Origin of the sequence: Amycolatopsis sp. NPDC051758, from assembly GCF_044453095.1 — a bacterium.
Lineage (GTDB): Bacteria > Actinomycetota > Actinomycetes > Mycobacteriales > Pseudonocardiaceae > Amycolatopsis.
The window spans coordinates 149,812-166,488 of record NZ_JBITCJ010000015.1 but is presented as its reverse complement, the minus strand read 5'-3'; the positions used below and the strand labels follow the sequence as shown (position 1 = coordinate 166,488).

Annotated in this window: 16 protein-coding genes; 6 read left to right on the top strand and 10 right to left on the bottom strand. The window is 71.7% G+C overall.

Annotated elements, in window-relative coordinates:
• Window positions 1-87: 87 nt before the first annotated feature.
• The 3 genes from ACIA5G_RS46820 to ACIA5G_RS46810 are packed head-to-tail and all read right to left on the bottom strand — an operon-like array spanning window position 88 to window position 2,884.
• Window positions 88-1,281 carry a kynureninase gene (locus ACIA5G_RS46820; protein ID WP_395935733.1) on the bottom strand — a complete coding sequence of 398 codons (1,194 nt, stop codon included), beginning with the start codon at window positions 1,279-1,281 and terminating at the stop codon, window positions 88-90.
• Window positions 1,278-2,072, bottom strand: a complete 795-nt coding sequence (locus ACIA5G_RS46815; RefSeq protein WP_395935731.1) for a tryptophan 2,3-dioxygenase — start codon at window positions 2,070-2,072, stop codon at window positions 1,278-1,280. Before ACIA5G_RS46815 ends, ACIA5G_RS46820 begins: the two co-directional genes overlap by 4 nt.
• A complete protein-coding gene (locus ACIA5G_RS46810) occupies window positions 2,069-2,884 on the bottom strand; it encodes a PaaX family transcriptional regulator C-terminal domain-containing protein (RefSeq protein ID WP_395935729.1) in 816 nt (271 codons plus the stop codon). The genes ACIA5G_RS46815 and ACIA5G_RS46810 overlap by 4 nt, the downstream gene beginning before the upstream one ends.
• A gap of 48 nt (window positions 2,885-2,932) precedes the next feature.
• Between ACIA5G_RS46810 and ACIA5G_RS46805 the strand changes: the two genes are divergently transcribed.
• The 4 genes from ACIA5G_RS46805 to ACIA5G_RS46790 are packed head-to-tail and all read left to right on the top strand — an operon-like array spanning window position 2,933 to window position 6,708.
• A complete protein-coding gene (locus tag ACIA5G_RS46805) occupies window positions 2,933-3,685 on the top strand; it encodes a creatininase family protein (protein WP_395935727.1) in 753 nt (250 codons plus the stop codon).
• Window positions 3,678-5,195 (top strand): benzoate-CoA ligase family protein, encoded by a 1,518-nt coding sequence (locus ACIA5G_RS46800; RefSeq protein ID WP_395935725.1) that lies wholly within the window; start codon window positions 3,678-3,680, stop codon window positions 5,193-5,195. Before ACIA5G_RS46805 ends, ACIA5G_RS46800 begins: the two co-directional genes overlap by 8 nt.
• Entirely contained in the window at window positions 5,192-5,884 is a 693-nt protein-coding gene (locus tag ACIA5G_RS46795; RefSeq protein WP_395935723.1) for an SDR family NAD(P)-dependent oxidoreductase, read from the top strand. The genes ACIA5G_RS46800 and ACIA5G_RS46795 overlap by 4 nt, the downstream gene beginning before the upstream one ends.
• Window positions 5,881-6,708: an enoyl-CoA hydratase family protein gene (locus ACIA5G_RS46790; protein WP_395935721.1), complete on the top strand. Its 828-nt coding sequence runs from the start codon at window positions 5,881-5,883 to the stop codon at window positions 6,706-6,708. Before ACIA5G_RS46795 ends, ACIA5G_RS46790 begins: the two co-directional genes overlap by 4 nt.
• 100 nt (window positions 6,709-6,808) lie before the next feature.
• Here ACIA5G_RS46790 and ACIA5G_RS46785 read toward each other — a convergent pair whose 3' ends face one another.
• Genes ACIA5G_RS46785 through ACIA5G_RS46770 form a run of 4 tightly spaced genes read right to left on the bottom strand, consistent with a single transcriptional unit; the run spans window position 6,809 to window position 10,210 of the window.
• Entirely contained in the window at window positions 6,809-7,729 is a 921-nt protein-coding gene (locus ACIA5G_RS46785; protein WP_395935719.1) for an SMP-30/gluconolactonase/LRE family protein, read from the bottom strand.
• 10 nt (window positions 7,730-7,739) lie between these two features.
• Entirely contained in the window at window positions 7,740-8,396 is a 657-nt protein-coding gene (locus ACIA5G_RS46780; RefSeq protein WP_395935717.1) for a histidine phosphatase family protein, read from the bottom strand.
• Complete coding sequence (locus ACIA5G_RS46775; protein WP_395935715.1) at window positions 8,397-9,461, bottom strand: phosphotransferase family protein; 1,065 nt, start codon at window positions 9,459-9,461, stop codon at window positions 8,397-8,399.
• Window positions 9,458-10,210 (bottom strand): SDR family oxidoreductase, encoded by a 753-nt coding sequence (locus tag ACIA5G_RS46770; RefSeq protein ID WP_395935713.1) that lies wholly within the window; start codon window positions 10,208-10,210, stop codon window positions 9,458-9,460. The genes ACIA5G_RS46775 and ACIA5G_RS46770 overlap by 4 nt, the downstream gene beginning before the upstream one ends.
• Window positions 10,211-10,598: 388 nt before the next feature.
• On the opposite strand from ACIA5G_RS46770, the gene ACIA5G_RS46765 reads away from it, so the two are divergent.
• On the top strand, window positions 10,599-11,522 hold the full coding sequence (locus ACIA5G_RS46765; protein WP_395935711.1) for a hypothetical protein: 924 nt from the start codon (window positions 10,599-10,601) through the stop codon (window positions 11,520-11,522).
• 110 nt (window positions 11,523-11,632) lie between these two features.
• Here ACIA5G_RS46765 and ACIA5G_RS46760 read toward each other — a convergent pair whose 3' ends face one another.
• Together ACIA5G_RS46760 and ACIA5G_RS46755 are read right to left on the bottom strand one after the other, a co-directional pair.
• Window positions 11,633-12,748 (bottom strand): LuxR C-terminal-related transcriptional regulator, encoded by a 1,116-nt coding sequence (locus tag ACIA5G_RS46760; RefSeq protein WP_395935859.1) that lies wholly within the window; start codon window positions 12,746-12,748, stop codon window positions 11,633-11,635.
• Window positions 12,749-13,035: 287 nt separating this feature from the next.
• Entirely contained in the window at window positions 13,036-14,601 is a 1,566-nt protein-coding gene (locus ACIA5G_RS46755) for an ATP-binding protein (protein WP_395935709.1), read from the bottom strand.
• 75 nt (window positions 14,602-14,676) lie between these two features.
• Here ACIA5G_RS46755 and ACIA5G_RS46750 point away from each other — a divergent pair, with 75 nt between their 5' ends.
• Window positions 14,677-14,973 (top strand): nuclear transport factor 2 family protein, encoded by a 297-nt coding sequence (locus ACIA5G_RS46750; protein WP_395935707.1) that lies wholly within the window; start codon window positions 14,677-14,679, stop codon window positions 14,971-14,973.
• Here the strand turns inward: ACIA5G_RS46750 and ACIA5G_RS46745 are convergent.
• Complete coding sequence (locus ACIA5G_RS46745) at window positions 14,968-16,602, bottom strand: acyl-CoA synthetase (protein ID WP_395935705.1); 1,635 nt, start codon at window positions 16,600-16,602, stop codon at window positions 14,968-14,970. The two genes, ACIA5G_RS46750 and ACIA5G_RS46745, sit on opposite strands and share 6 nt — an antisense overlap.
• Window positions 16,603-16,677: the final 75 nt, after the last annotated feature.

Sequence of the window (16,677 nt, the reverse complement as noted above, 5' to 3'; positions counted from 1 at the left end):
TCCGCGCGGGGTTCCCGGCACCAACCTAGATCTTCGCCGTACGCCGGACCAGTGGAGGTTCCGGGATACGGACGGGTAACTCGGAGATCAGCCGCGGACCACCGTGCCGAGGGTGCCCATCGCCGTCTCCAGCTGGTTGTCGGAGAGGTACGGCGCCGGGCCGAAGCGCAGGTGGTGGCCCCGGCTGTCGGTGCGGACACCCTGGGCGGCCAGCGCCGCCTGCAGCGCACCGGCGTCGGCGCAGCGCAGCGAGAGGAACCCGCCGAGCCGCTCCAACGGCACCGAGCGATCCCGCGTTACGACGTCCTCGGGCAAGCCGAGCTTGTCGAACACCGACGCGAGCAGCCCCACCTGGTGCTGGGAGACCTCGCGCAGGAACTCGGGCGTGAGCCCCTGCTCGGCGAAGAACCGCTGGACCCGGACGCCGCGGTAGTGGCTGGCCGGGTCGTAGGTGGCGCCGGCGAAGCGGTCACCGCCGGTGGCGTAGGCGACACCGCCGGGACGCCGTTCGTCGGCGAGCGCGCCGAACTCGGCGTACCAGCCGGTGATCACCGGCCGCAGCTCCTGGGCGTGCGCGGGCAGCCGCAGGAAGCAGTTGCCCTCGCCCAGCTGCAGGTACTTGTACCCGCCGCCGAGCACCCAGGCGTTCGTGAGCCCGAGGTCGTGCAGCGGGAACGGCACCACGCCGAGCGCGTGGTAGGCGTCGACGACCAGCTCGATCGACCGGGCGCGGCAGGAGTCGGCCAGGTGCGCGAGCCCCGGGACCAGCCTCGACGTCTCGAACAGCACGGCCGACACGAGCACCGCGGCGGTGTTGTCGTCGACCTCGGCGGCGACCCGCTCGGCGAGCGTCGTCACCGGCTCGAGCGGCACCCGCACGACCTCGACGCCCTCCTCCTCGAGGCGGGCGAGCTGACGGCGCAGCGTGTGGAACTCGCCGTCGGTGGTGACGAGCCGTGGTCTTCGCGGCAGCTCCATCGCCGACAGGAAGCGCAGCACGAGGTCGTGTGTGCTCGCGCCGAGCGCGTACTCGCCGTGGGGGTCGCCGAGCAGCAGGCGGAAGCCCGCGCGCAGCTCGTCGGCCTTGGCGAAGGCGCGGCCCCACTTCTCGTCGACGTCCCGGGCGGCGTCGGCGAAGGACTCCAGGAGCCCTTCCTCCGCGACGTCCGGCCAAGCCTGGTGCGAATGCCCGGACAGCAGGAGGCGCTCCCGCACCGAGAACCGGGTGTAGTGCGGAGCGAGGGCGTTGTCGTCCGCGCGCAGATCGTCCAAGGTGGTCAAAGTCGGCTCCGTACGGCCCAGAGATCCGGGAACATCGGCTGGAAGAGCGTGGTACGCAGGTAGGTCGCGCCGGATGATCCCCCTGTCCCGGTCTTGTCGCCGATGGTGCGTTCGACCATCTTCACGTGCCGGTAGCGCCACTCCTGCATCCCTTCGTCGAGATCGACCAGACATTCCGCGACGACCGACGGACCGCCGTCGTCGCTGTACACGTCCAGCAATATCGCCTGCAGGGCCGGGGACGGCTCCACCGGTCGAGTGACGTCTCGATCACACCCGACCGGGTAGCCAGAAGCCTTGAGATACGCGAGAAAAGAGTCGAACAACGACGGCCGCGCCATCGCTTCGGCGATGCTTTTCCGCTGCTCGCCGCCTTCGGGGTAGTGCGCGAACACACGCTCGTCGCGCCGCCCGAGGACGGCTTCCAGCTCGCGGAACTGGGCCGACTGGAAGCCGCTCGAAGCGTCCAAACGGGCGCGGAAACTGGTGAACTGGCTGGGCGTCATGGTTTCCAGCACGTCGATCTGCGCGACGGCGACCTTGAGGATGGTCAGGATCCGCCGCAGGATCCGGATCGAATGCGCGGTCTTGCCCGCTTCGAGGTTCTGCTGGAGGAACGCGGCTTCGTGCAGGATCTGCTTGAACCACAGCTCGTACACCTGGTGGATCACGATGAACAGCAGCTCGTCGTGCTCGTCCGAACGCGGGCGCTGGGCTTCCAGCACCTCGTCCAGCGCCAGGTACGAGGTGTAGCTCAAGGCTTCCTGCGTGGCAGGGCTGATTTCGGTCATCCTCGGGTCACCTCGTCGAAGTGGCGCTGCGCGGGTTTCGCGAGCGCGGCGTACAGATCGTGGAACAACTCGACCGCCGCCGCCCGGCGATCCGGTGCGGGCACCAGGTCGGCGGGCAGTTCGGGGTCCAGCGACGGGAACGCGCGGAAGGTGTGCACCAGCCGCGTGCGGACGTCGAACGCGGTCCGGTCGGCCAGTTCTCCGCCGGGGTAGCCGCCGAACTGGTCGACGAACGCGGTGTAGCGCGCCGCCAGCTCGTCGAGGTCCCAGGCCCGGCCGGCGAACCGGCGGACGTCCAGCGCGGCCGACGGCCGGCCGAGCAGCAGCCCGGCGTGCTCGGTGACGTCCAGCTCGCCGAGCAGCGCGACCACCTCGGCCTCGCGGTTGTGCGGGGCGATCCAGGTACCGTCCTGGTAGGGCCCGAAACCGAGGAACCGCAGCCGCCGGACCAGCCGTTCTCTCGCCTGGCGGCGGCTCTCCGGGATGCTCTGCCAGAGCACCGTCCACTCGCCCGCGGCGCGCTCGCGGCGGCCGAGGGAGAAGATCCGGTGGTCACCGTCGGCGAGCAGCGCGACGGTGCGCCGGGTCAGCGAGTAGTGCACGGTGCGGCCTTCGCGGTGGCGCGTGAGCAGGCCGCGGCGCACCAGGCGGGTCAGCGCGATCCGCGCCGCGCCGTCGGAAAAGCCCAGCTCGGCGAGCACCGCGACCAGGCCGCCCGACCACACCCGGCGCGTCTCGCGCGGGTGCACGTAGCTCCCCAGCAGCGTCACGACCAGCTCCTGCGGGCTGGCTTCGAAGGCGTCGGCGGGCACGGGCGCAACTCTATACACCTCAGGCCGCTGCGGTGTAGCTTGATTTGCGTGACGTACTTCGCGGACCTCAGCTCGCGCCAGGTCGCCGCCCTGCCTTCGGGTGACCGCGTCCCGGTGCTGCTGCTCCCGCTGGGCGCGATCGAGCCGCACGGCCCGCACGCGCCGCTGAGCACCGACCCGCTGATCTCACGCGGGATGTGCGAACGCGCGGCCGAGCGGCTGGCCGCCGACGAGGACGTCCACGTGCTGGTGCTGCCCGAGGTGCCCTACGGCGTGACGCGGTTCGCGACCGGGTTCGCCGGCGGGATCCACATCGGCGAGGAGACCCTGCACTCGCTGCTCGTCGACATCGGCGCCGCGCTGATCGGCCAGCGTCTGCCTCGGATCCTGCTGGTCAACAACCACTTCGAGCCCGCGCACCTGGTCACCCTGCGGCGCGCGGCCGAGACGCTCAACTTCGCCTACGACGGGCGTGTCGCGCTGCTCGACCTGGTGCGGCGGCGGCACGCGCAGCGGCTGACCGACGAGTTCCGGTCGGGTGAGTGCCACGCCGGGCGGTACGAGACGTCGCTGGTGCTGGCCGACCGGCCCGAGCTGGTGGACCAGGTTGTCATGCGGTCACTGCCGCACGTGCCGATCAGCCTCGCTTCGGCCCCGTCCGACGGCGGCTTTCTCGACATGGGCATGACCGAGGCCTACTGCGGTTCGCCCGCCGAAGCGACCGCGGAAGAAGGCGTCGAAACGTTCTCGACGTTGACCGATCTGCTGGTGGAAGCGATCCGGGAGCTGGCCCGTGAGTGAGCCGTTCAACCTCGCCACGCACTTCCTCGACCGGCACGTGGCCGAGGGCCGCGGGGACCGGACCGCGCTGTTCGTCGGCTCACGGGCGGTCAGCTACGCCTCGCTGGCGACGCTGGCCAACCGCGCCGGGCACGTGCTGCGGGACGCGGGTGTCCGAAAAGGACAGCGGGTGCTGCTGGCGCTGAGCGACGGTGACGAGTTCGTCGCGGCCTGGTACGGCGCGCAGAAGATCGGCGCGGTCACCGCCGAGGTCTACCCGTTCCTGCAGCCCAAGGACTACGCGTACTACCTCGGGTACACCGAAGCCGTCGCCGTGCTCGCGGACGCCGTCACGCTGCCCGCACTGCGGCAGGCCGGCGCGCGAAACTTGCTGGTCACGGGTGTGCCCGAGAGCGAGCTACTGCCGGGTGAGCGTCCATTTCGGACGTTGGTCGACGCCGCGCCGGACTTGTTGGAAGCCGCGCCGACCACGCTCGACGACATCGGGATCTGGAAGTTCACCACCGGCAGCACCGGCGCGCCCAAGGCGTGTGTGCATCCCTTGCGGAGCGCCAAAGAGAGCTTCGAACGATACGCCGTGCAGGTGCTCGGGCTGCGGGAAGACGACCGGATCCTTGCCGTGCCCAAGCTGTTCTTCGGTTATGCGCGCGACCTGGTGGCGCTGTTCCCGTTCGGCGTCGGCGCGGCCGGGATCGCGTTCCCCGAGCGCAGCACCGCGGACCTGATCTTCGAGCTGATCGCGCGGCACCGGCCGACCGTGCTGGTCAACGTGCCGACCATGATGAGCGCGATGGTCGCGCACCCGGCCGCGGATTCGCAGGACCTCAGCTGTCTGCGGATGACCACGTCCGCGGGCGAGGCGCTGCCGTCGGAGCTGCACCGGAAGTGGGACGCGACCTTCGGGGTGCCGGTGGTGGACGGGATCGGCTCGTCGGAGGCGTATCACATCTACCTGTCGAACCGGCCCGGTCGCGCGCGGATCGGCACGCTCGGCACCGCCGTGCCCGGGTACACCGCTGAAGTGGTCGACGAGCTCGGGAACCCGTTGCCCGACGGGGAAATCGGGCCGCTGCGGGTCACCGGGCCGACGATCGCACTGGAGTACTTCGGCGACGCGGAGAAGTCCGCACGGACGTTCGACGGTGACACGCTGACGTCGGGCGACCTGTTCAGCCGTTCCGACGGCTTCTTCCGCCACCACGGCCGGGCCGACGCGCTGCTCAAGGTCGGCGGCGTTTTTGTCGCCCCCGGCGAGATCGAGGACTGTCTGCTCGGCCACGTCGCGGTGATGGACTGCGCCGTCGTCGGGCACGAGGCCGACGGTCTGGTCGTGCCGCGCGCGTACGTTGTGCTCCGGCTCGGCGCCTCGGTGTCCGCGGACGAGCTGAAGGACCACGCAAAAGCCCACCTGGCCAAGCACAAGTATCCCCGTGAGGTGGTCTTCGTGACGGAACTCCCCCGCACCGCCAACGGCAAGCTCGACCGGCGGGCGCTGGCGGCCCGCCCGTGAGCCGCCTGGTCGTGGTCACCGGCGGCACCCGGGGCATCGGCGCGGCGATCGCCGCGCGGTTCCGTTCGTCCGGCGACACCGTGCTCGCGCCCGGCCGCGCCGAGTGCGACGTCACCGATGAGGACGCCGTGGCGGCGTACTTCGCTTCGGCGGGACCGGTGGACGTGCTGGTCAATAACGCCGGGATCTCTTCCAGCGCACCGGTTTCCCGGACTTCGCTCGAGGACTGGCGGTCGCAGATCGACGTCAACGCGACTGGCGCGTTCCTGTGCACGCGCGCGGTGCTGCCGGGGATGCGCTCGCGGGATCGCGGCCGGATCGTCACGGTGGCGTCGACCGCGTCGCACGTCGGTTACCGTTACACGGCCGGGTATACGGCGTCGAAGCATGCGGCGGCCGGGCTGATGCGGGCGGTCGCGGCGGAGCTGGCCGGCACCGGCGTCACGGCGAACGCCGTCTGCCCGGCGTTCGTGCGCACCGACATGACGGCGACTTCGGTGGCGCGCATCCAGGAGCGCACCGGACGTGCCGTTGAGGAGGCCGAGGCCGCGCTGGCGGCGGCGTCCCCGCTGGGCAGACTGCTGGAACCTGCGGAGGTGGCGTTCGCCGTCTCCTTCCTGGCGGCCCCCGAAGCCGCCGCGATCAACGGCCAGACCCTTGTACTCGACGGCGGAGGAATCCAGACATGAGCCCGTTCCGCGCGACCGCACCGCTGACGAAGGAGTGGGAGCACTTCGAGTTCACGGTTTCCGACGGCGTGGCGACCGTGACGTTCACCCGGCCGGAGAAGCTGAACGCGCTGACGTTCGACGTCTACGCGGACCTGCGGGACCTGATCATCGAGCTGCCCCAGCACGAGGACGTGCGGGTGCTGGTGATCACCGGCCAGGGCCGCGGGTTCTGCTCCGGCGGTGACGTCGAGGAGATCATCGGCGAGCTGCAGAAGTTCGAGACGGCGGAGCTGCTGGAGTTCACGCGCATGACCGGCGCGGTGGTGAAGGCGCTGCGCGAGTGCCCATTGCCGGTGATCGCGGCGGTCAACGGCGTCGCGGCGGGCGCGGGTTCGGTGATCGCGCTGGCGAGCGACTTCCGGCTGCTGGCCGAGTCGGCGAAGTTCGCGTTCCTGTTCACGAAGGTCGGCCTGGCCGGCGCGGACATGGGCTCGGCGTACCTGTTGCCGCGCCTGGTCGGCCTGGGCCGCGCGACGGAGCTGCTGATCCTCGGTGACAAGGTGTCCGCTTCGCGCGCTTCCGAGATCGGGTTGGCCACCCAGGTGGTTCCGGATACGGACTTGGCCGCCACCGCTGCTGCGTTGGCCCGGCGCCTGGCGGACGGCCCGGCGTTGGCGTACGCGACGACGAAGGTGCTGCTGACCCGCGAACTGGACATGGACCTCGGCAGCGCGATCGAGCTGGAGGCGATGACCCAGGCCCTGCTGATGACGGCGAAGGACCACAAGGAGTTCTACGCGGCGTGGTCCGCCGGGCGCGAACCCCGCTGGACCGGCCGCTGAGCAGCGCCCCAATGTGGCGTTCGGTGCATCCAACGCACCAATGTGGCGTTCGGTGCGTCTGACGCAACCAACGCCACATTGGGGCGTTTGAGAGCCGAGGTCAGCGGGACGTCACGGCGACCGCGTTCTCCTCGAGCGAGCCGAAGTACAGCTTCCCCTGCCACTCGCGGACCCCGACGAGCATGTGGAAACCCGGGATCTCGCCGCGGAACGAGCGCTCCACCTTGCCGTCCGCCGCGACGCCCAGCACTCCGACCTCACGGCCGGGCCGCGGCTGCATCGACGTCGGGAGCGCCCGGACGCCCGCCCTCAGGAACGCCGGCATCCGGCGCACCACGTCCAGTGCCGCCACCTTCGGGGACGCCTGGGTGATCCAGATCAGCCCGTCGGAGCCGGTTGCGATGTTGTCCGGGAAGCCCCACAGCCCGTCGACGAACACGTCGGACTTGCCTTCGCGCGAACCCCGCAGCCAGACGCGGGAAACCTGGCACGCGCCCGTCTCCGCGACCGCCACGAACGACTCGTCCGGCGCCAGTGCGACGCCGTTCGCGAACTGGAGGCCGTCGAGGAGCAGGTCGATCGAGCCGTCGGGGTTACGGCGGAGCAGGCGGCCTCCCGCGGTCTGCTCGATCAGGTCGTCACGCCAGTTGTCGATGCCGAAGCGGCGCGACGAGTCCGTGAAGTAGATCGTCCCGTCAAGAGCCACCGCCGCGTTGTTGCAGAACACGAAGTCCAGCCCCAGGGCGGAAGTGGCCAACGTCGACACCTCGCCGCCGGACAACGGCACCACCAGCAGACCCGCCCGCGCGTCGCAGATCAGGAGCTCGTTGTCGCCGTACAGCTCCAGCCCCAGCGGACGGCCACCGGTGTCGGCGACGACGTCGATGCGCCCGCCGTCGGGTGAGAGGCGCAGGATGCGGCCGTCGTCGACGCCGGTGTAGATCCGGCCTTCGCGATCGACCACGACGTCCTCCGGGCCGTGCCCGTTCACCGGGATGACCGTGACCTCGCCGAACCGCATCACGCGCCTCCTACCGATAGGTGAGCAACGAGGCCGCGTCCGCCTCGAAGTGCGGGTGTTCGTTGAACGAGAGCAGTGTGACACCTCCGCGCCCGGACACCAGCTTCGTGATGCCGCCGTTGACCGTGACGCGGTTGAGCTTGAGCAGCCCGGCTTCCGGCGTGCCCAGCAGGAGGCCGCAGATCGTGGCGATCACCCCGCCGGAGGTGAACACCACCGCGTGCTCCCCCTTGCCCAAAGCCGCCACCAGGTCTTCCAGCGCGCCGCGGCAGCGGGCGAGGAACGCCGGCCACGTCTCGGCGCACGGACCGCCGTCGCCCGCCGAAGTCCACGCGGTCAGCGCCGCGTCCAGCAGACCCTGGTACGCCCGGGAATCCTCCTGCGGCGCGCCGCCGGCGTGGTGCCGGGCGATGTCGACGTGGTCGTACTCGTTCCAGCGCGGGTCCTCGACCACCGGGACGTCGCTGCCGAGCACCTTCAGCGCCGTGGCCGCGGTGTCGCGTTGGCGCGCCAGCGTTCCCGAGCGGACCTGACTGAAGGACACGTTACGCCGCAACAGTTCCGCACCGACCACAGTGGACTGTTCGAAGCCGAGCGGGGACAGCGCGTCGTAGTCGGCCGCGCCGAACGACGCCTGGCCGTGCCGGACCAGGTAGATCGCGCCCACTTACACCCGTCCCTTCGCGATGATCTCGCGGCAGCGCCAGTCCAGGTAGCCGACGAACTGCCAGAAGTCCTTGAACGCCGGGTTGCGCGTGGCGCCGTCCTGATAGCGCCGGTACAGCTGCTGCAGCACGGCGGCGAGCCGGAACAGGCCGTAGACCTCGTAGAAGCGCCAGTCCCCCACCGAAAGCCCGGTCTTCTCGGCGTAGCGCGCCACGAACTCCTCGCGCGTGAACATCCCCGGCAGGTGCGTCGGCTGCCGGCGGCTGGCCTGCATGACGTCGTCGTCGCCGGCCTGCACCCAGTAGGCCAGCATGCTGCCGAGCTCCATCAGCGGGTCGCCGAGCGTGGCCATCTCCCAGTCGAGCACCCCGGCGATGTTGAGCGTCGACGGGCCGTCGAGCACCAGGTTGTCGAGCCGGTAGTCGTTGTGGATCAGGCAGATCTTGACCTCATCGGGCTGGTTCGAAGCCAGCCACGAGCGCACCTCAGCGAAGTCGCCGACGTTGTCCGTGCGCGCCGCGACGTACCGGTCCGACCAGCCGCGGATCTGCCGTTCGACGTAACCCGCACCCTTGCCGAGGTCGCTCAGCCCGGCCTTCTCGACGTCGACGGCGTGCAGGTCGACGAGCCGGTCGACCACCTTGCCGGACAGCTCACGGGCCTGTTCGGGGGTCAGGGTCATGCCCTCGGGGAGGTTGCCGCGCAGGATCAGGCCGTCAAGCTTCTCCATGACGTAGAAGTCGCCGCCGAGCACGGCCGGGTCGTCCCCGAACGCCAGCATCCGCGGCACGTACGGGAAGACCGGCTTCAGCGCGTGCTGCACGCGGTATTCGCGCCGCATGTCGTGCGCCGAAGCCGCCTTGTGCCCGGCCGGCGGGCGGCGCAGGATCAGCTCGCGGCCCGGGTAGGCCAGCAGGTACGTCAGGTTCGACGCGCCGCCGGGGAACTGCCGGACGCCCGGTGGTTCGGCGCCGAGGCCCTCGACCCGGTCGGCCAGCCAGGCGTGCACCGCGGCGGCGTCGAAGGCGTCCTCGGCGCGGACGTCGACGGTCGTATCGGCGGTCATGCGAACTTCCGCAGCACCGAGGCCGGCGTCACGCGCATCGCGAGGCTCAGCGGCACCCACGGCCACGCCGGCACGTAGGCCCGGGCGCGCTCGGCCTCGATCGCCTTGACCAGCGCCCGCGCCCCGCTCTCGGCCTTGGCCAGCAACGGGTTCTTGCCGATCCGGTCGTTCATCTCGGACTCGATGTAGCCGGGCCGGACGTCGGTGACGGTGATGCCCTTGCGCTTCAGCTCGAGCCGGGTGCCGTCGACGAACGCCGAGATCCCGGCCTTCGAAGCGGCGTACGCGGTCAGGTTGCCCGGCAGGCCGCGGATGGCGCTGAACGACGAGACGACGGCGAGGTGCCCGGCGCCCTGCTCGCGGAAGATCCCGGCGGCAGCCTCGATCTGGGCGGCGGCCGCGACGAAGTTGACCTCGAGGGTCTGGCGGTTGGCGTCGAACCGGCCCTTGCCGACCGGCTGCCCCTTGCCGAGCCCGGCGTTCACAATCACCCGGTCGAGGGACCCGAGCTCGGTGCGGAACTCCTCGAAGACGGCGAACACGCGGTCGTGGTCGGTGACGTCGAGGGTGCGAGTGACCACCTTGATCCCGGGGTGCGCCGCGGTCAGCTCGGCCGCGAGCTTCTCGAGCCGCTCGGTGCGCCGGGCGCACAGGGCGAGGTTGCGCCCCTTCGCCGCGAACTGGCGGGCCATCCCTTCGCCCAAACCGCTGCTGGCGCCGGTGATCAGGATGTTCTTCCGGAGCGTCATGCCCCGGATGCTACCCGGAAGTAATAAGACCGGTGGCCCGGCGCTGGGGGCGTCGCCGGGCCACCGGTCATCGCGCGGCCACCCCGGCCGGTCGCACAACGCGGCCGGGTGAGCCGGAGCCGTTTGTCCAACGGCTGTTCACCTGCGCCCGGTTCGGCCGTGAGGGGGAGGCGGAGCCACCGGCGCGGGCAAGGTCATACAAGCGCGTCCGCCCAGGCCGGGGCAATGGTTCACAGTTGCCAGTACTAGCCCGTTCGCCCGAGTGCCCGCGCCGGTCCGGTCACCGGCAACCGGGGTGAAGAGGGGCGCGGACGCGCGCGCGAATCCTGCTAACGTGCTCCGTGTCGGGGATCGTCGGGGGACGGCACGGGGCGGGTCGGGATCAGCAATGGCGGGCAGCACGGCGGGTGACGGCCACGAAGGCGGGCGCACCGCGTTCGCCACCCAGCTGCGTGCGGCCATCGCCACCAGCGGGCTCTCCCTCGACCGGATCCAGGCGCGGCTGCGGGCCCGCGGTGTGGTCGTCAGCGTGACCGCCCTCAGTTATTGGCAGTCCGGCAAGCGGCAGCCCGAGCGGCAGAGCTCGCTCTCGGCCGTCCGGACGCTCGAAGAGATCCTCGACGTCCCCGCCGGCGCCCTGCTCGGGCTGCTGCCCCCGCCCCGGCCGCGCGGCGGCGCCGGGAAGCGCCCGGCCGAGCCGATGGCGTTCCCGCGTGAGGTGCTGCAGCCGCTGCTGGACAAGGTCGGCGCGTCGGACGCGCTCGAGCACCAGCACCCGCTGAAGCTGGTCGGGCTGCACGACCGGTGCGAGATCGCCGCGGACGGCGGCCAGCGCGCGGTCACCGCGCGGGCGGTGTTCCAGGCGGCCGCGGACGGCCAGGACCGCTGGCTGCTCGTCTACACCCAGGACGACCCGGCGGCCGGCCCGCCGGAGCTGCACGCCGTGCGCAACTGCCGCGTCGGCCGGGCCGAGGTCGACGAGGCGCACGGCCTGATCGTCGCCGAACTGCTCTTCGACCAGCCGATCGACCGGGGCGAGACGCACCTGATCGAGTACACGCTGACCAACAGCGGGCCGCCGTACCCGGAGTGCCGCAACACGCACTACCGCGAGTTCCGCCGCCCGGTGCGCGAATACCTGCTTGAGGTCCGGTTCGCGCCGGGCACCGCACCCGCCCGCTGCTGGCAGTACTCCCGCAACGGCGCAACGGGCACCCTCGGCCGCCGCCCCCTCAAACTCGACGGCGGCGACGGTGTGCACGCGGTGGCCCTGGACTTCGGCCCCGGCGTCTTCGGCATCGACTGGGACTGAGCGCGTACCCAGACAGTCGGTTCGCGTACCCAGACGGTCGGTTCGCGTACCCAGACAGTCGGCTCGTTGGCCGACCCTCCAGGTACGCGAACCGACCCTCCGGTACGGCGTCAGCTTCCGGCGAGGTGCGGTGCCGCGACCGTCGCCAGCTCCGTGCGGTTCGCGATCCCCAGCTTGGCGTAGACGTGCGCGAGGTGCGTCTTCACCGTGCCACGGCTCATGAACAGCCGGGTGCCGATCTCGGGGTTGCTGCAGCCCTCCGCCGCGAGCTTCACGACCTCCAGCTCGGTCGGCGTCAGGCTCCCCCAGCCGCTCGACGGGCGGCCGCGCGAACCGCGGGTCCGGCGCACGAACGCGACCACGTCGTCGAGCCCCATCGGCGTCTCCTCCGTGGTGAGCCCGAGCGCGTCCAGCTCGGCCTGCTCGTCGAGGCGGCGCGGGAGGCCCAGGCCGGCCCGGGCCCGGTCGGCCGACACGAGCACGCGGGCGGCGTCCGCCTCCCGGCCGGTGCGCGCGAGGACGACGGTCAGCGCGTCGAGACTCCCCAGGACGCCCAGCCGGAGGCCGTGGTCCAGGCGCAGCGTCAACGCCTCGTGGTGCAGCTCGGCGGCCTGCTCCGGCCCGGCCAGATACCCCTGCTGCTCGAGCGCGGCGGCCAGCGACGACGGCAGCGACCAGCGGCGCGTCAGATCGACGGCGGTGGCCAGCACCGCCGCGGCCTCCTCGGCCCGGCCCTGCGCGCGCAGCACCGCGCCGCGTTCGGCCAGTCCCTGCGACGCCATGTACGTCCCGGGCACGGCTTCGCGCTCGAACCAGCGGGCGGCTTCCTCGTACTCACCACGACGCCGGTGCAGCTCGCCCATCACCCGGGCCATGCCGGGCACGAACACGTCCCCGGCCGTCTCGATCAGCTTCAAGAACGGCTCCATCACGCGGAACCCGGCCTCGACGTCACCCGCCAGGCAGTGCACCAGCGCGAGCTGGGACAGCGTCGTGTTGACCCGGTGGAAGTCCCCGAGCGGCGCAGCCACCGCCACCGCGCGTTCGGCGAGTTCGTGTGCCCGCGGCAGATCCCCCGTGGCCACCGCGATCCCCGACTGGACACTGAGGACCGTCGAAGCGAGCCCACGGTCGCCGCGGCGGAGAAGTCCTTCGGCCGCTTCGGCGAGCAAGGCCCCGGCTTCGTCGTGACGGTCGCGCGCGAACTGGATGATTCCGCGCAGCATCAACGCGCTGTCGCGGGCGAAGCCGTCTTCGGCAGTTTCAGCCACCTTCTCGGCTTCGACGGCGAGGTCCCAAGCCGCGTCGAAGTTGGTGTACAGGTGACCGAGCCCGGTCAGTGAGAGGCAACGCGCGCGAAGGCTCGCTTCGCCGAGTTCGGTGGCCAGCTCCAGGCCCTGCCGCGCGGCTTCGAGGTCGAACGGCGCGGTGGTGTCGGCGACCAGGCCCATCCCGGTGAGCAGTCGCGCCTGCAGCGGCGACCGCTCGTCCGGGCACCGCGCCACGGCGCGTTTCAGGTACGCCAGGCCCTCGTGCCCGCGGCCCCGCAGGTTCCACAACCACGCGACGGCGGCGGCGAGCCGGCGGCCACGGTCGGGATCCTCCTGCGCCAGCGCCCATTCCAGGGCCGCGCGCAGGTTGTCGCGCTCGGGTTCCACCCGCGCCCGCCAGGCGTCCTTGTCCCGGTCGAGGTCGGGCTCGGCGGCTTCGGCGAGCGCGAGGTAGTGGTCGAGGTGCGCTCGCGGACGGCGTCGGCCTCACCCGCCTCGGCGAGCCGGGCCGCCGCGTACTCGCGCAGCGTCTCCAGCAGCCGGTACCGCCCGTCTTCGGCGACCACGAGGGACTTGTCGACCAGCCGGCCCAGCGCGGGCAGCACGGCCGGGCCGCCGGCCGCGTCCAGGGTGAACCCGCCGGCGAACACCGCGAGCCGCCGGAACACCGCTCGGTCGGCGTCGTCGAGCTGGTCGTGGCTCCACGCGATCGAGCCTTCGAGGGTCCGCTGCCGCGCCGGGACTCCGCGCGGGCCGCGGGTGAGCAGGGCGAACCGGTCGCCGAGGCCGGCGTCGATCTGGTGCGGGGTAAGGGTTCCCAGCCACGCGGCGGCGAGTTCGACGGCCAGCGGGATGCCGTCGAGCCGGGTGCACACCGAACGGACGGCGGCCGCGCTCGAAGTGTCCAAAGTGAACAGTGGCCGCACCGCGCCCGCACGTTCGACGAACAGCGCGACCGCCTCCTCCACGGCCAGCGGCGGCACCCGCCAGACCGTCTCCCCCGGCACGTCGAGGGGCTCCCGGCTGGTTGTCAGCAGCGCAACTTCGGGACACGACTTGAGCAGCTCGACGGCGACGTCCGCAACACCGTCGAGAACCTGCTCGCAGTTGTCGAGGCAGAGCAGCACCCGCCGGTCGCGCAGTTCCGTGGCGACCGACCGGGCGGCGCCGGCCCGCGGTTCCACCGGCACGTCGAGCGTCGCTGCGACCAGCTCGGCGACCTCGGCTCGCCCGGTGACGGCGTCGAGCTCGACCCACCACACCCCGTCGGGCCACCGGGGCGCGGCCGCGGCGGCGACCTGCGCGGCCAGCCGCGTCTTGCCGCTGCCACCCGGCCCGGCCAGCGTGACGAGCCGTCCGCCGGCCAGAAGCCGACGAAGGTCCCCGGTCTCGGCCTCGCGCCCGACGAACCCGGTCAGCTGCACCGGGAGGTTGTTCGGCACCACGTCGAGCGAGCGCAGCGGCTCCGGCGTCCCGCCGAGCTGGAAGATCCGCTCGGGCGCGGTGAGGTCGGCCAGCCGGTGCACCCCCAGGTCGTGCAGGGTGACGGCGTCTTCGAAGGCGGACGCGGCGCGGGCCGAGACGAGCGTCCGGCCGTCGGCCAGCGCACGCAGCAGCTCGCACCGCCGCACGGCGGGTCCGGTGGGCGTGCCGTCCTCACGGATCAGCGCCTCACCGGTGTGCAGCGCGGCCGGGCCGCCGGCCGACGCCGCGAGCGCCTCTTCCGGCGTCGCGAAGGCGGCCGGGGGCGCGTCACCGGCGCACAGGATGGTGACGGTGCCGGCGGGGAGGAGTCGGGTGTCGGTCATCGCCCGGTCAGTCTGCCAGCGGATCTCGGCCAGGTGGCAGATGTCCGGGGAACGCGCAGCTGCGACCTTCGAACCGTGGACACGTTCGAAGAGCTGCTGGCCCGCTGGCGGGACGCCGAGACGCGCGGCGACACCGGGGCGCTGTCGCCGCTGCTGGGCGACGGCTTCCGCGGCGACGGGCCGGCCGGGCTCGTGCTCGACCGGGACGCCTGGCCACAGCACGCCCCGGCGGGCGCGTTCCGCTGGACCCGGCTGCAGGTGACACCCGCGGTCGGCGTTGCGACCGGGCACCGCGACGGCGCTCCCTGCACGGTCGTCGCGGAGCGCCGCGACGGACGTTGGCGGATCGTCAACGTCCAGCGCGGCTCATGACAGCTTGTTCCGCAGCACCTTCCCGGTCGCGTTGCGCGGCAGCTCGTCCAGGAACTCGACGTCACGGGGCACCTTGTAGCGCGCCAGGTTCGCCTTGACGTAGTCGCGGACACCTTCGACGTCGAGATCGGAGCCCTCGGCCCGGACCACGAACGCCTTGAGGCGCTGCCCGAACTCCGGGTCGTCGATGCCGACCACCGCCGCCTCGAGCACGTCCTCGCGCTCGACCAGCAGGTTCTCCACCTCGATCGGGAACACGTTCTCGCCGCCGGAGACGATCATCTCGTCGTCACGGCCGTCGATGAACAGCAGGCCGTCGTCGTCGAAGTGGCCGACGTCGCCGCTGGAGAGCAGGCCGTCGATGATCTCCTTGTGCCGGCCGTCGGTGTACCCGCCGAAGCTGAGGCCACTGCCGACGAACACCCGGCCGGTCACGTTCGGCTCGGTGATCCGGCCGCCGCCGGAGTCGTACAGCGCCACCTTGCAGCCGACCGGCGCGCGCCCGACCGTGCCCGGCGCCTTCGCCCAGTCCTCCGGCGTCGCGACCGTCGCGACCGCGACCTCGGTCGAGCCGTAGAGGTTGTGCACCACCGGGCCGAACGCCTCGTTGGCGCGGTTGCCGAGGTCCGGCGACAGCGCCGAGCCGGCGACGAAGATGATCCGCAGCGAGGACGTGTCGTACTTTTCGCGGACGTCCTTCGGCAGGTCGACGATGCGCTGCAGCATGGTCGGCACCAGCACCAGCGCGGTGCAGTTGTGCTCGGCGACCCCGCGCAGCGTCTCTTCCGGGCTGAACTTGCGGCGCATCACGACCTTCGAGCCGAGCGCGAAGGAGAGGATGAACTGCGACAGGCCGGTGCCGTGGAACAGCGGCGCGCCCATGTACGTGGCTTCGTTGGACCGCAGCGGGATCCGGTCGAGGAACTGCGCCGACGCCAGCGCCGAGGTGTGCGGCCGCGGCGCGCCCTTCGGTGTGCCGGTGGTGCCGCTGGTCAGCAGCACAAAACCACCCGGCTTGACCGGCGCGGGCCACGGCCGGTCGTCGGTGCTGGCGATGATCTCGCTCAGCACCGGCACGTCCCGGCCGGTCAGGTCGCTGTCCTGGTCGACCCAGGCGAGGTAGCGCTCGACGTCGGCCGGGATGGCGTCGAGCAGGCCGGTGAACTCCTGGTCGTACACCAGCGCGGTGACACCTTCGCGCTTGGCGACGTCGGCCAGCTGCGGCTTCGCGAAGCCGGTGTTCATCAGCAGCAGGCGGACCCCGAGCTTGCCCGACGCGGCCATCGTGAGCACCAGGCCGCGGTGGTCGCGGCACAGCGCGGCGACCACCTGGCCCGGCTTGATCCCGCGCTCGGACCAGGCCCTGGCCAGCGCGTTCGACTGGTCGTCCAGCTGCTTGTAGGTGAGCGGGCCGAGCTCGTCGACGATGCCGACGGCGGTCGGGTCGCGGCGCGCGGAGATGTGGTTGGCGCCGGCGAACGGGCCGAACTTCCGGAGCGCGACCAGCGAGCGGACCCCTTCGTCGAGTCTGGGGAACGGAACCAGGCCGGCACGGCGCATGACGTCGACGCTGCGGGCCGTCTCGGCCACCTTGCCGGCCACTTGCGTGGCGAGCGCGACCAGACTCATCCAGGCACCTCCGTTGCTGCGGGAAGAGAGCCCACGCCGACGGCGGGCGTACCGGCGGTATGGGGGCTACTGGAG

Coding starts and splice junctions, on each gene's coding strand:
- ACIA5G_RS46790 (WP_395935721.1), top strand. CDS start 5,881: ATGAGCCCGTTCCGCGCGACCGCACCGCTGACGAAGGAGTGGGAGCAC.
- ACIA5G_RS46815 (WP_395935731.1), bottom strand. CDS start 2,072: ATGACCGAAATCAGCCCTGCCACGCAGGAAGCCTTGAGCTACACCTCG.
- ACIA5G_RS46755 (WP_395935709.1), bottom strand. CDS start 14,601: ATGACCGACACCCGACTCCTCCCCGCCGGCACCGTCACCATCCTGTGC.
- ACIA5G_RS46760 (WP_395935859.1), bottom strand. CDS start 12,748: ATGCTGCGCGGAATCATCCAGTTCGCGCGCGACCGTCACGACGAAGCC.
- ACIA5G_RS46745 (WP_395935705.1), bottom strand. CDS start 16,602: ATGAGTCTGGTCGCGCTCGCCACGCAAGTGGCCGGCAAGGTGGCCGAG.
- ACIA5G_RS46785 (WP_395935719.1), bottom strand. CDS start 7,729: ATGCGGTTCGGCGAGGTCACGGTCATCCCGGTGAACGGGCACGGCCCG.
- ACIA5G_RS46765 (WP_395935711.1), top strand. CDS start 10,599: ATGGCGGGCAGCACGGCGGGTGACGGCCACGAAGGCGGGCGCACCGCG.
- ACIA5G_RS46775 (WP_395935715.1), bottom strand. CDS start 9,461: ATGACCGCCGATACGACCGTCGACGTCCGCGCCGAGGACGCCTTCGAC.
- ACIA5G_RS46770 (WP_395935713.1), bottom strand. CDS start 10,210: ATGACGCTCCGGAAGAACATCCTGATCACCGGCGCCAGCAGCGGTTTG.